Origin of the sequence: Streptomyces capitiformicae (assembly GCF_002214185.1) — a bacterium.
GTDB classification, from domain to species: Bacteria; Actinomycetota; Actinomycetes; order Streptomycetales; family Streptomycetaceae; genus Streptomyces; species Streptomyces capitiformicae.
Window position 1 is genome coordinate 6,460,261 of record NZ_CP022161.1, and the last position, 13,081, is coordinate 6,473,341.

Annotated in this window: 11 protein-coding genes and 1 pseudogene; 5 read left to right on the forward strand and 7 right to left on the reverse strand. The window is 68.9% G+C overall.

What is annotated here, in order from left to right:
• Nucleotides 1–115: 115 nt before the first annotated feature.
• From CES90_RS28760 to CES90_RS28780, 5 genes and pseudogenes are all read right to left on the reverse strand, one after another.
• Nucleotides 116–1,699, reverse strand: a complete 1,584-nt coding sequence (locus tag CES90_RS28760; RefSeq protein WP_189785871.1) for an ABC transporter substrate-binding protein — start codon at nt 1,697–1,699, stop codon at nt 116–118.
• Nucleotides 1,700–1,782: 83 nt separating this feature from the next.
• Nucleotides 1,783–3,387, reverse strand: coding sequence for an ABC transporter substrate-binding protein (locus CES90_RS28765; protein WP_189785870.1), 1,605 nt, complete (start codon nt 3,385–3,387; stop codon nt 1,783–1,785).
• A 406-nt stretch (nt 3,388–3,793) separates the two neighbouring features.
• On the reverse strand, nt 3,794–4,498 hold the full coding sequence (locus tag CES90_RS28770; RefSeq protein WP_189785869.1) for an HAD family hydrolase: 705 nt from the start codon (nt 4,496–4,498) through the stop codon (nt 3,794–3,796).
• Between the two features lie 171 nt (nt 4,499–4,669).
• Nucleotides 4,670–4,876: pseudogene (locus tag CES90_RS28775) on the reverse strand (vitamin B12 dependent-methionine synthase activation domain-containing protein); the annotation flags it as partial.
• Nucleotides 4,877–4,929: 53 nt separating this feature from the next.
• Nucleotides 4,930–5,343: a DUF6069 family protein gene (locus CES90_RS28780; RefSeq protein ID WP_189783530.1), complete on the reverse strand. Its 414-nt coding sequence runs from the start codon at nt 5,341–5,343 to the stop codon at nt 4,930–4,932.
• A 73-nt stretch (nt 5,344–5,416) separates the two neighbouring features.
• On the opposite strand from CES90_RS28780, the gene CES90_RS51660 reads away from it, so the two are divergent.
• A complete protein-coding gene (locus CES90_RS51660; RefSeq protein WP_308437860.1) occupies nt 5,417–5,872 on the forward strand; it encodes a hypothetical protein in 456 nt (151 codons plus the stop codon).
• Nucleotides 5,873–5,926: 54 nt separating this feature from the next.
• On the opposite strand, the gene CES90_RS28790 is transcribed toward CES90_RS51660, so the two are convergent.
• The gene (locus CES90_RS28790) at nt 5,927–7,303 is read right to left on the reverse strand and encodes an LCP family protein (protein WP_189783529.1); all 1,377 of its coding nucleotides are present in this window, start codon (nt 7,301–7,303) and stop codon (nt 5,927–5,929) included.
• A 123-nt stretch (nt 7,304–7,426) separates the two neighbouring features.
• The gene (locus tag CES90_RS28795) at nt 7,427–8,380 is read right to left on the reverse strand and encodes a peptidoglycan-binding domain-containing protein (RefSeq protein ID WP_189783528.1); all 954 of its coding nucleotides are present in this window, start codon (nt 8,378–8,380) and stop codon (nt 7,427–7,429) included.
• A gap of 236 nt (nt 8,381–8,616) precedes the next feature.
• Here CES90_RS28795 and CES90_RS28800 point away from each other — a divergent pair, with 236 nt between their 5' ends.
• The 4 genes from CES90_RS28800 to CES90_RS28815 all read left to right on the forward strand — a co-directional run bounded on the left by CES90_RS28800 (nt 8,617) and on the right by CES90_RS28815 (nt 13,012).
• Nucleotides 8,617–9,990, forward strand: coding sequence for an RICIN domain-containing protein (locus CES90_RS28800; RefSeq protein ID WP_229913880.1), 1,374 nt, complete (start codon nt 8,617–8,619; stop codon nt 9,988–9,990).
• A 125-nt stretch (nt 9,991–10,115) separates the two neighbouring features.
• Complete coding sequence (locus tag CES90_RS28805) at nt 10,116–11,108, forward strand: TIGR01777 family oxidoreductase (protein WP_189783527.1); 993 nt, start codon at nt 10,116–10,118, stop codon at nt 11,106–11,108.
• Nucleotides 11,109–11,263: 155 nt separating this feature from the next.
• Complete coding sequence (locus CES90_RS28810) at nt 11,264–12,172, forward strand: glycoside hydrolase family 16 protein (protein ID WP_189783526.1); 909 nt, start codon at nt 11,264–11,266, stop codon at nt 12,170–12,172.
• A gap of 81 nt (nt 12,173–12,253) precedes the next feature.
• On the forward strand, nt 12,254–13,012 hold the full coding sequence (locus tag CES90_RS28815) for an IclR family transcriptional regulator (RefSeq protein WP_189783525.1): 759 nt from the start codon (nt 12,254–12,256) through the stop codon (nt 13,010–13,012).
• The last annotated feature ends 69 nt before the right edge of the window (nt 13,013–13,081 follow it).

Consider the following 13,081-nt stretch of genomic DNA (forward strand, 5'->3'; position numbering starts at 1 on the left):
AGCCCGGCATCGCAATTGTGCGCCGAGGGCGCCCTCTTCGGGTGAAGGGGGCGCCCTCGGTGTCGTACGGGGCCGTACGGGGGTTGTCGTTCGGGGGGTGTCGTTCGGGGGGGGGTTAGTCCTTGCTGATCTCCCAGAAGCGGAACACGGTCGACGCGTCCAGGCAGTACTCGAGGCCGTAGACGTTGTCGCGGACGACGGCGTACTGCTTGGCCTGCCAGATGGGGATGAGGGGGACGTCCTCGGCGACGATGTTCTGCAGTTGGGCGTATTCCTTCTCCGTGGACGAGCGCTCGCGCAGGGCGGCGGTCTTGGGGAGGAGGTCACCGGTGATGGTCTTGTTGGTGTAGTTGTTGCCCAGGACGTTGCCCTTGCCGAAGAAGGGGCCGGTGAAGTTGTCGGGGTCCGGGTAGTCGGGGATCCAGCCCTTGACGTACACGCCGTACTTGCCGTCGGCGATGTCCTTCTCGTACTGGTCGAACGGGACGGACTTCATGGTCGCGTCGAACAGGCCGCTGTCGTTGAGCTGCTCCGCGATGGCCTTCAACTCCTGGTCGGTGGAGGGGCCGTAGCGCGACGGCGTGGACCAGAGGGTCAGCTTCACCTTGCCGGTGATGCCGTCGGCGCGCAGGGCCGCCTCGGCCTTGTCCTCGGAGGGGCGGGCGCCGTAGGTGTCGAAGAAGGCGGTGTTGTGGCCGGTGATGCCGGCCGGGATGATCGAGTACAGCGGTGTCGCAGTGTCCTGGTAGACCTCGCCGACGAGGGCCTCGCGGTCAAGGAGGTAGGCGATGGCCTGGCGGACGCCGAGCTTGCCGGTGACCGGGTCGTCCATGTTGAAGACCAGGTGCTGTACCTCGGCGCCGGTGCCGTCGACGATGTCGACGCCGCTGGCGGTGGAGGTTTCGGTCTCGATGTCGGAGATGTCCGAGGCGCTGAGGCCTCGGTAGGTGACGTCGACCTCGCCCTCCAGGAGGGCCTTCTTGAGGGCGTCCTGGTCGCCGTGGAAGAGCTTGAGGGTGACGCCCTGGTTCTCGACGTCGGCGGTGCCCTTGTAGTTCTCGTTGACCGTGAAGACGGCCTCGTCCTCGCTGAAGGACTCCAGCTTGTACGGGCCGGAGCCGATGGCCTCGCCGTCCTCGCGGAGACCGTCGGCGTCGTAGGTGCTCTCGTCGACGATGGAGCCGGCGCCGGAGGCAATCTTGCTGGGGAAGGTGGCGTCGGCGTACTTGAGGTTGAAGCGGACGGTCTTGTCGTCCGGGGTCTCGACGTTGTCGAGCATGGGGAACATGATCGCGGGCCCCTCGGGGTCGTTGATCTTCAGCATGCGGTCGAAGGAGAACTTGACGTCCTTCGCGGTGAGGGCTTCACCGTTGCTGAACTTCAGGCCGTCCTTCAGGGTGCATTCGTAGACCGTGGTCCCGGTGCCCGTGAAGTCGCACTCCTCGGCGAGGTCCGGCTCGGGCTCGGTGGCTCCGTTGGGGAAGCTCAGCAGGGACTGGAAGACGTTGTTGAAGAGCAGCCAGGATCCGGGGTCGTAGCCGGAGGCGGGGTCGGTGGCGAGGACGTCGTCGGACATCCCCATCACCACGTTGGAGCCGGAGCCGCCGGTGCCCCCGGTCTCGGAGCCGCAAGCGGTCAGCAGACCGGCGGCCAGCCCTGTCGCGATGGTGAGGACGGGCCACTGGGTGCGCATGTTCACGTATGAGTGCCTTGGTGTCGTCGGGTGGTGTCTTACTGCGCGCCGGGCTCCCCCGAGGGCCGGCGCGTAGGGGGTGAGGTCGGTCAGTTGCCCATGCCGCGGCCGAGTTCCCACAGTTGGAGCGTCGAGGCGGAGTTGAGGGCGTATTCGGCGCCGGTGATGTCGTCGCGGGTGGCGACGTACTGCTTGCCCTGCCACAGGGGCAGAATCGGTACGTCGGCGGCGACGATGTCCTGGATGCGGGTGAGGCTCTCGGAGGCGGTGAGGCGGTCGGCCTGGCGGCGGGAGGCGGGGATCAGCTCGCTGCGGATCTCGCTGTTGGCGTACGGCGAGCCGAGGAAGTTGTCCTTGTCGAGGAAGGGCGCGAGATAGTTGTCGGCGTCCGGGAAGTCCGGGAACCAGCCCATGCCGTAGACGGCGTACTCGCCTTCCTTTTCGGCGGGGCGGAACGTCGACCAGGGCGTGCCCTTGATGTCGACGTCGAAGAGGCCGCTGTCGTTGAGCTGCTTCTTCAGCAGCTCGAACTCCGTCTTCGTGGCCGATCCGTAGTGGTCGGTCGTGTAGTGCAGGGTGAGTTTCACCGGGGTGGTGATGCCGGCCTTCTCCAGGGTCGACTTCGCTTTGGGGGCGCTCGGGTCGCCGTACTTGTCGAGGAACGAGTCGGTGTGGCCGATGATGCCGGCGGGGACCAGGGAGAAGAGCGGCTCGGCCTGGGAGTCGTACACCTTGGAGACCAGTTCGCCGCGGTCGATGACCTGGGCCATGGCCCGGCGCACGGCGGTGCTCTTCACCGGGGAGGCCTCGGTGTTGAAGGCGAGGTAGCGGATCTCCAGGCCGGCGGACTCGATCAGGTCGATGTCGCTGTCGTCGGCCTGGGAGAACTTGGTGATCTGTTCCGGCGTCATGCCACGGATCATCAGGTCGATGTCACCGCCCGCGAGGGCGGCGCCCATGGCGTCGGCGCTCGCGAAGGAACGCAGTTCGACCTGGTCGTGCTTCGGGTCCAACTGGCCTTTGTAGTGGGGGTTCTTGGTGAAGACGGCCTTGACCAGTTCGTTGTTCTCGACCTCGGCGTCGAGGGTGTACGGGCCGGAGCCGTCGACCTCGAAGCCGTCGCGGAGCTTGTTCTTGTCGTAGTCGGCCGGGTTGAGGATGCCCGCGATCGGCGTGGTCAGCTTGTAAGGGAGGGCCGCGTCGGGGCTGTTGAGGTGGAAGATCACCTCTTTGGCACCCTTGGTCTCGACGAGGTCGATGGTGGAGAGCAGGGCGAAGACGCCGCTGTCGGCCTTGAGGGAGCGGGCGCGGTCGATGGAGAACTTCACGGCCTCGGCGGTGATGGGGCTGCCGTCGGCGAACTTCAGACCGCTGCGCAGGGTACAGACGTAGCGCTCGTTGCCGGTGTCGGTGAAGCGGCAGTCGGAGGCGGCCTCGGGTTCGGGTTCGCCGTCGCCGCGGGACTGGACCAGGAGCGTCTGCACGGTCTGGCGGAGGATGTTCCAGGTGCCGACGTCGTAGGCGTAGGCCGGGTCGATGGGGGCCGGGGAGTCCGTCGAGGCGGTGAACCGGTCGGTGGTGCCGACGACGATGGCGTCGCCGCCGCCGCCCTCACTGTCGGTCGCGCCGCAGGCGGCGAGGACCGGGGCGAGCAGACCGATCACGGCCGGCAGCACCAGGGACTTGCGGTTCATGCTCGTGTTACTCCTGAGCTGTGTTCCGAGACGGGTGCAGGCGGGGTGGGGCGAGCGCGTCACGGGGCGTACGGCGATGTTCTCGCGTCGAGATTAGCTCGGTTGATCTAAGTGGCCCGCGCGCAAGGGAGTTGGGTTCCCCTCACGCTGTGGAACCGGGCGTGAACGGAAATGGTGTAGTACCCATGGAATGTTTGGGTGCACCCTTCACCAATCGGGACACAAGGGCGCGCCGAACACCCGTGAATGCGGGGATTCGGCGCGCCTGAAGGGGGCCTCGGAGCACCTTTCGAGTGGTAAACGTCACAGCTGGAAAGGGCTTCCCGGGCGCGGGAATTCAGTCATTCCCCGTCGGCTGAATTTCCCCGGCCGAGGCCTGTCGGTGATCTTGGAATTTCTTGCGCTTTCAATTGACCGTGGCCGCCATCAGGCCGCGCAGGAATGGCAGATCGACCTCTTCCAGCGAGGTCACCACGGTGCGCCGGGCGGCGGGGGTGATGGGGGCCACGGACGGGACGGCGACCACATGGCAGCCCGCGGCCTCGGCGGCCGCGACACCGGTCGCGGTGTCCTCGATGACCGCGCATCTGGCCGGGTCCGCGCCCAGCCCGGCGGCCGCCAGGAGGTACGGGTCGGGGTGCGGCTTGGTCCGCTCCACCTCGTCGCCGGCGACCGTCAGCGCGAAGTGCTGGGGGCCGAGGGAAGCCAGGACGCGGTCGATGATGCGCCGGTGCGAGGCGGAGACCAGAGCGGTGGGGATGCCGTGCGCGGCAAGTTCGACGAGGAGTCTGGCCGCGCCCGGCATCAACGGCAGGGTGCGGCCGATGCGGGCCTCGAAGCCGTCGTTGAGCAGTACGGACAGCTCGGCGAGAGTGATGTCGGCGCCGGTGGCCTCGATCAGGAAACCCGCGCTGCGGCTCATGGGGCCGCCGACCACGACATGGCGCCAGGTCTCGTCGAGGGTGTAGCCGAGGCCGGCGAAGATCTCGACCTCCACGTCCCACCAGAAGCCCTCGGTGTCCACCAGAGTGCCGTCCATGTCGAGGAGCACGGCCTGAAGGGCGGAGCCTTCGGCCGTACGGGTTCCGAGCGCGGGGATCGTCGTGGTCATCCGGCGCACCTCCTTGTGGGGCGAGCAGGCCGGTTCCCGGGTGGGGAACCGGCCTGCGGTGGACCGACCAGTGTACGGCTCCGTCGGGAGAAGCGCTTTTGTTTGCCGTACGAGCACGGGGGAACCCGGGGTTCTCACCGGCCCCGGCCCCGCGCGCGTTGAGTGACCGGCCTAGCGGGCGTTGAAGTACTTGGCTTCGGGGTGGTGGATCACGATGGCGTCCGTGGACTGCTCGGGGTGGAGCTGGAACTCTTCCGAGAGCTGTACGCCGATCCGCTCGGGCTCCAGCAGCTCCGCGATCTTGGCGCGGTCCTCCAGGTCGGGGCAGGCGCCGTAGCCGAGGGAGAAGCGAGCGCCGCGGTACTTGAGGTCGAACATGGGGAGGGACCTCATTCGCAGGTCCCTCCCCGCCCGCCGTTTCGGATTCCGGCCTACGACAGCGGCATGACCTTGCGGTAGGCGAACACGGCGGCCGCCGCGACCGCCACGTGCATCAGGAGCAACGCCATGACGCCGACGACCCCGCCGGCGCCGAAGAGCAGGAAGTCGGGGACGAAGGAGACCACGACGACGGTCGGCACCAGCCAACGCACGAGCTTCTCGGGGTCCTTGGACACCTTGCGCACCACGACCCAGCCGATGGCGCCCGCGATCACGCCGACCGCCGTCAGGAAGACGTACGAGCCGGGCATCAGCGGCTGGAAGTCGTCGGGCGCGCCCAGGGCCAGCGCGAGGACGGCGAGTACCACGTTCGCCAGTGAGGACACCACGATCGCGGCGAGCACCCCTCCCGCGACAACGAGCGGACCACGGCGGACGGGGACTGCCGCGGAGGCAACAGACATGGCCAACTCCAGAGGGATCTGAGGGAGCAACAAAGCGAGACGTTTGAAGCGTCAAACGAGAGTCTCACGTGGATTGCTTGAAACTTCAAGCCCCAGCGTCTGGGAGTCCGAGGGGCCGACGTCCTGGTCGGACGCGCCGGGGAACGGGCATGCCCGCGCCGCACCGGGCACGGTCGCGATGGGCGTCGCCCCCGTCTTCGACGGCGTGACGGCACACCTCAAGGCGGCGGTGGTCGAAGGCAGTCACACCGCGTTCATGAACCATCCACACCGCCGTACCGGTCACCGGCGTCCTCACCGTCATCGGCACCGTCGTCGCGGCACTCGGCCTGCGTGGCCGACCCTCGGGTCACTGGGCGTGGCGGCGGACCAGGTCTTCAGGCCGGCCTCTCCACCGGAGCCGGCCCGCTCGTTCCGCAAGATCCTCGACGTACGCCGCGAGGACACGAGTGTCGAGGAACTCACGGCGGCTGTCGTGGAGGGCCCGGAGGGTCTGCGCCGCCATCGGGAGGGCAAGCCGCTCGCCTGAGCGACGCCCCCCGACCTGACCGCCCACCCTCGACGTGCCGACGAGGGTGGGGGGTCAGGGCAGGTCGTCGATGTCGAGGTCCGTTCCGACGACCAGGGTCACGACGCCCGCGGGGGCGTCCGCGGCCTGGGTGGCTTCGGTGTCGGGCAGCCGCGAGGCGAGGACCTTCGCATGCTTGGCCAGATCCGAGGGGTGGGTCACGGTCGTTTCGCCGGTGGTCTCCGGCGCGTTGCCCGTGCCGACGACGGTGAAGCCGGCCTCGCGCAGCCGGTCGGCGACCGCCGCGGCACGCCCCGTGACTCCGGTGCCGTTGAGGACCTGGACGCGCACATTGGAAGCGTAGACCAGATCCTTCTTGGCCTGCGCCTGCAGTTGCTCCTTGTTGACCTCCTTGTCCTTGGCGAGGGAGGTGAACAGGTCGGCCGCCTGCGGGTACTGCCAGACGATGTTGGCCTTGTCGGTGGGGACGTCGGCCTCGCGGGGGTAGTTGGGGACGGTCAGGAAGGTCAGCCGGTCGCTCGGGATGCCCTTGAGCTCGGAGGCGAGGTCGTAGAGCGGGTCGATGCCGGCGAGGTCCTCGTCCGTGGTGAGGGACTTGGTGGCCGACTGCAGGAAGTCGTAGAGCGACGTGGGGCTGGTCAGCTTGGACTTGGCCTTGGCGGCCAGGGCCTCCATGAACTCCTGCTGACGTCCGATGCGTCCGATGTCGGAGCCGTCGCCCACGGCGTAGCGGGTCCGTACGTAGCCGAGCGCCGTCTCGCCGCCGACGGTCTGACAGCCCGCCTTCATGTCGAGGAGGGCCTTCTTGTCCTTGATGGCCTGCTCGGGGCAGACCTCGATGCCGTCCAGTGCGTCGACCATCCCCTTGAAGCCCTGGAAGTCCACCGACATGAAGCTGTCGATGCGCAGACCGGTGTTGGCCTCGACCGTCCTGATCGAGCAGGCCGCCGCGCCGGCGACCTCACCGCTCGCACCACCGATCGCGAACGCCTCATTGATCTTCGCGAGGTGCGGGCTGGACGTGCTGCCGTCGCCCTTGTCGCACGCCGCTATCTCGACCCAGGAGTCACGCGGGAACGACACCACGGTCGCCCATTCCCGGTTCGCCGGGACGTGCAGCACCATCAGCGTGTCCGACTGCATGGTGGTCAGATCGGTGCCGTACTTCGCGTTCGCCCCGTCACGGCTGTCCGAGCCGACGACCATGATGTTCTTGGAGCCCGGGCTGAGATTGACCGGACGGTCCCCGCCGAGCTTGTTGTCGACGTCGGCGCCGGTGATGTTGTTGTCCAGGTCCTTGTACACCCAGGCACCGACACCCGCGACCCCCAGGACGAGCAGCGCGCAGCTTCCCGCGACCCATCCCAGCGTCCGGCCCTTCCGCGTCGCCCCGCCTCCGGCACCCGCGCGTCGCTTTCCCGTACCGCTCACCGGCCTTCCCCCGCCTCGGCCGCACCGGCCGGTCGACTCCCCCTGCTCGTCCGGCACTTGTGATCACCGAACCACAGGACTCTACATCCGTGTGGAGAGGTACGGATCAGCCACTGACTCGTCTCAGGGCTCCGAGGTCTCGGATTCGAGGGCGGCTCGGGTCGTGGGGCCGTACACGCCGGACTCGTCGTCGAGAAGGACGCGGGTCAGCTGGTAGCCGCGGACCGCGTTCTCGACCGTGCGGTCGTACTCTCCGTCGATGTCTCCGTTGTAGAGCCCGACCTGCCGCAGCCGGAGCTGGAGTTCGGTGACCTCCGGCCCGCTGTCGCCGAAGCGGAGTACGGGGCTGCTCTCCTCCTCCGACCCCGTCGGCGCGGGGGCCGCCGTGGCGGTCGTGCCGCCGTTGGACGGAGGGCTGGTCGGGTCGGCCGAGCCGGTCGGGGTCACCGGACTCCCGGACGGGGTCGCGGACGGCGAGGCGGAGGGGGTCTCGGACGGCCGCGGCGTGGGAGCCGTACGGGACGGGGAAACTGCAGCCGCGTCGTTCTCGGGCGCCGCCTCCGGCAGGTCCGCCCGCACATCGTCGGACACGGAGCCGTCCCGCGAGGGCGTCTCGTACGAGAAGAGGCCGCCGACGATTAGTCCGGTCACCAGGAGGGCGGCGGCTCCGGCCCCGGTGGCGAGCATGGCGCGGCGTCGCCGCCGCTGACGGTCCGGGTCGGTGGCGGTTGGAGGGTGCGCGTCGGGAAGGGAAGGCGCGCCGGGGGCTGGTTCCAACACGGCGGTGGGTACGCCGTCGTCCGCGTCCACGCGCTCCGTGTCCTCGACCACCTCCGTGTCCTCGACCACCTCCGTGTCCTCGATCGCCTCCGTGTCCTCGATCGCCTCCGTCTCGTCACCGACCTTGACGAACGGGCGTATGCGCACCGGATCGAAGTCCTCCGCGGCCGCCGCCTCCACCGTACGGCTCTCGCGGTGGGCGTCGGACGCGCGTCGGCCGCAGGAACAGGCCGGAGTGCCGTCCGCCGCCCGGGACGTACCGCACTGGGGGCAGACAGGGCCTGTCGGTTCACTCACGCGCGGTCTCTCTCCGGGATGACTTCAGAGTTCGAACAGACCTCCCCCACAGAATCACCAAAACTTGCTTGAATATGCAAGCGGAACATTCGCCATCTCCCGTACACCGAGGGCGAGTTCGGACTCACCATGTCTTCATGTGCCGGGGCTGGCGCACGACCCGGCCGCCGGTGTGTCATGCCTCTGACATGGAGCCCGACCCCAACCCCGACGCATCGGCGTGGAGGAAATCCCCCGTGAACCTGACCCACCCCCGTTCCCGCCCCCGTGCCCTGTACACAGTCGCCGCGCTGGCCCTGAGCGTGCCCGTCCTGTTCTCGGGCCCCGCCGCCGCGGCGGTCCCCACGTACTCGGTCTATCTGCAGAACACCGTCACGGGTCTCAACGCTGCCGACAGCGAGGGCACGGTCGTCGCGCACAACCCCAGAGGCAACGAGGACCACCAGCAATGGACGCCGGTCGCCGTGAGCGGCGGCCACCAGTTGCGGAACGCCGACGAGTCCGGGGTCTGTCTCGGGCGGAGCGGCACGTCGGCGGTGACGGCGAGCTGCGGTGCGGACGGCACGACGTGGACGATCACCGCCGCGGCGAACAGCACCTACACGGTGAGCGTGCCCGGGACCTCGCAGTACCTCACGGGGACGTCCTCCGACTCGTCGGCCGTGCAGATCGGGGCGAGCGGCGCTCTCGCCCGCTGGCATCTCACGCCGGTCACCCACACCACGACGGCGATGCCGTCCGCCGACACCCGCACCCTCGACCAGGTCACGTTCCTCACCTCGCACAACGCCTACGCCAACGGGGTCGACGGAAACTTCGCCTCGTTCCCCGTCAGCCTCTTCCCCAACCAGTCGCGCGGCGTCGGTCAGCAACTCACCGACGGCGTACGCGGGTTCATGCTGGACACGTACACCGTGTCGGGGCAGGCCGTGCTGTGTCACAACAGCTGTGACGGGGTCAGCAGTCCGGTACCGCTCGCCACGGATCTGCAACGCATCGTCGACTTCCTCAAGGCCCGTCCGGGCGAGTTCGCCACGGTCTTCCTGGAGGACTACACCGCCTCCGACGTGCTGAGGTCGTCCCTGACCTCGGTCAGTGGCCTGTCCGACGTGCTGTACCGGCCGGACCAGGAGGGCGTGGCGACCGGCGGCTGGCCGACGATGGCGGACCTCGCCGACCGGGGCAAGCAACTGCTGATCTTCAGCGACCGTACGCGCGCGAGTGACGTGTCCAGCGGTTACGCCACGCGCGACACCTTCGGTGTGATGTACCAGCGGGAGTGGACCGTCGAGAACTACTGGTCCATGGGCGGCGGGATCGGCGGCTCCGACTGGTCCTGCTACAGCCGCTGGGGCACGAGCCGGCCGCTGACCACGGACTCGACCGCCTTCCATCCGCTGTTCGTGATGAACCACTTCCGCGACTACACGATCAGCGGGACCGCCGGGACCGACAACGGCAAGCTCCTCAACCGCACCCAGAACTTCTGCACCCCCGCCGCCCGCAAGAAGCCCAACTACCTCGCCGTCGACCGCTACGACCTGGGTTCCCCCACCCCGCTCACGACCGTCGGCAACCTCAACACGTACGTCCTCACGCCGGGCCAATGAACGTCGGCGTCCGTCGGGCTCAGGCCTGGCGGACGCCGGTCGCGGCCCGGGCCGCCGCCAGTCATCATTTTGAACGCGTTCAAGTTTGGGCTAGGGTCGTCCCACACACGAATGGGAGCAGCCGGATGAAGATCGTGATCCCCGGGGGAACCGGGCAGGTGGGCGCGATTCTGAACCGCGCACTGACGGCGGCCGGGCATGAGGTGACGGTGTTGACCCGGCGACCGGCCGGCCGGGGTGAAGTCCCTTGGGACGGGGAGACCATGGGGCCGTGGGCCGAGGCGATCGACGGCAGCGATGTCGTGATCAACCTGGCCGGCCGCAGCGTGAGCTGCCGCTACACCCCTGCCAATCTCCAGGCGATGATGGACTCGCGTGTCCACTCCACCCGGGTCGTCGGCGAGGCCATCGCCGCCGCGGCCCGGCCTCCCCGCGTCTGGCTGCAGATGAGCACCGCCACGATCTACGCCCACCGTTTCGACGCGCCCCATGACGAGGACACCGGTGTGATCGGCGGAACCGAACCCGATGTGCCGGGCTACTGGTCGTTCAGCGTCGACATCGCCAAGTCCTGGGAGCGGGAACAGGAGCAGGCCGACACCTCGCACACCCGCAAGGTGGCCCTGCGTTCGGCCATGGTGATGAGCCCCGACCGGGGCGGCGTGTTCGACGTCCTGCTGTGGATGGCGCGGCTCGGGCTCGGCGGCCCGGTCGCGGGCGGCGCGCAGTACGTGTCCTGGATCCATGACCGCGACTTCGTCCGGGCGGTCGAGTTCCTCATCGACCGGGACGATGCCACCGGCCCGGTGAACCTCGCTGCCCCCTCTCCCCTGCCGCAACGCGCTCTCATGCGCGCACTGCGTGCCGCCCGGGGCGTCCCGGTGGGGCTGCCCGCGACGAAGTGGATGGCCGAGATCGGCGCCTTCGTCCTGCGCACGGACACCGAACTGCTCCTGAAGAGCCGACGCGTCGTCCCCGGCCGCCTGCTCGAAGCGGGTTTCACCTTCGACCACCCCGAGTGGCCGGAGGCCGCCGACGACCTCGTACGGCGCGTGCGAGGGCGGCGGGACGACTCGATCCGATCCGAACAAACGTCCACGGCTGCGCAGCGGACGTGAGCGGTCTCGCCACGCAGACGTCTCCCCGCCCCCAGTGGTAGCGGAGCAGGACGGTCCGGTAGGCGTTCTGCTCCTGGGATGGCGTCGCACCGGTCATGCGACGAGGATGCTCCCTCGCACAGGCACATTCCGCCGCGGACCGGAAGGGCCTTCCGATGGGCTTGCACGCAGCACCGCCCCGTCGTCGACGCGCCGCCCTGTTGGTACCCCTGGGCCTCATGCTCCTGGCCGTGCTGCTCGGTGTCCCCCGTGCCGATGGAGCCCTCGGGTCGGCCGACGCCTGCCACACGACGGGCACCCAGCTGCCCCGGGGCGACTGCGGGCCGTTCTGGCAGGTCCTCGCGGAGGACTTCGACGGTGACCGGGTTCCGCTGGGCTCCTTCAGCGACTGCGATCATCACGTCGACACCTCCGCCGCGTACTGCGGGGGCCTGAGCGGCGAGTACCGCGACAACTGGTGGGCCTATCCGACCGGTTGGCGGGATACGGCCGACGACCGCGACCGGGACGTCGTGGGCGTCTACCACCCGGAGGACACGGTGAGCGTGGGTCCTGCGACGAACGGCGACGGCAGGATGTACATCCGCATGTGGCGGCCCGCCGACGGAGGTCCCGTCCACGCGGCGGCGGTGGTACCTCGTGCCGTCATGCAGATGAAGTACGGCAAGTACAGCGCCCGCATCAAGGTGACCAGGCTCGCTCCGGGATACAAGTCCGCCTGGCTGCACTACGGCGGGGGTTGCGAGATGGACCATCCCGAGGGCGAGTGGACCGGCGATCTCACCGCTTTCCACCATCCGTGCGGCGGAGGCGAACAGGGTTACTTCCCGGGGAGCGACCACTGGACGGAGTGGCACACCGTGTCGACCGAGTGGACGCCCGGCCATGTGCGGTTCTTCGTGGACGGACGGCAGACGGGACATGACACCCGGAACGTGCCGGACCGCCCCCTGTCCTGGATCCTGCAGAACGAGAGCGCCCTGCAAGGGCCCGGCGCGGCTCCGGGCAGCAGCGCTCAGCTCGACATCACCTGGGTCGCCGCCTACGCGTACGGATGGAAGTAGCGGCTGGCAGTCCTCTCGCCCGACGCCGTGCCGAGCCGGACGCGTCTTGCCTGCGCTCCGCACCCGGCGCACGCTGGTCATATGGCTGCTCACGACGGCCCTACGCTCATCACGTCCGTGCAGCGGGCCTTCCGTCTGCTGGAGGCGGTGAGCGCGCACGAGAACGGCGCGCCGGCGAAACAGCTGGCACGTGAGACAGGGCTGCCGCTGGCCACCGCGTACCACCTGCTGCGGACCCTGGTCCACGACGGCTACCTGCGCAAACTGGACGACGGCGGATTCATCCTGGGCGACAGGCTGCGGGCGCTCCACACCACCGGCCGCGAGCAGGCGCTGCTCAGCCGGGTCCGTCCGACACTGGCCGCGCTGCGGGACGAGCTCACGACCGCCGCGTACCTGACCTTCTACGAGGACGGCGAGATCCGGGTCGCCGAGATCGTGGACAGCCCCCGGGCGCCCCGCGTGGACCTCTGGGTGGGGTTCGAGGACGCCGGGCACGCCACCGCACTGGGCAAGTCGGTGCTGCGGGAGCTGGACGAGGACTCCCGCAAGGACTACCTCTCCCGGCACCCCCTCACCGATCTCACGCCCCGGACGATCACCGACCCGCCGGAACTCCTCCGCCGCCTCGACTCCTCGCCCGCGGCCCCTGCCGTCACGGATCTGGAGGAGTACTCCCTCGGCACCGTCTGCGTCGCGGTGCCCGTGTACAGCGGGGGCACCCTCGGCTCGCTCGGCGTGTCGTTGCCGAAGGACCGGCTCTCCCGGCTGGAGGAGATCCGGGGACGGCTCATCCCGACCGCGAGCCGGGTGACCAGGGGTCTCTCGCTCACTATCTGAAAATCAGATCCTTGTGGCCCTCGCGTCGAACCTATTTCCTGGATGAAACAGACATTTCAGGAGCACGCC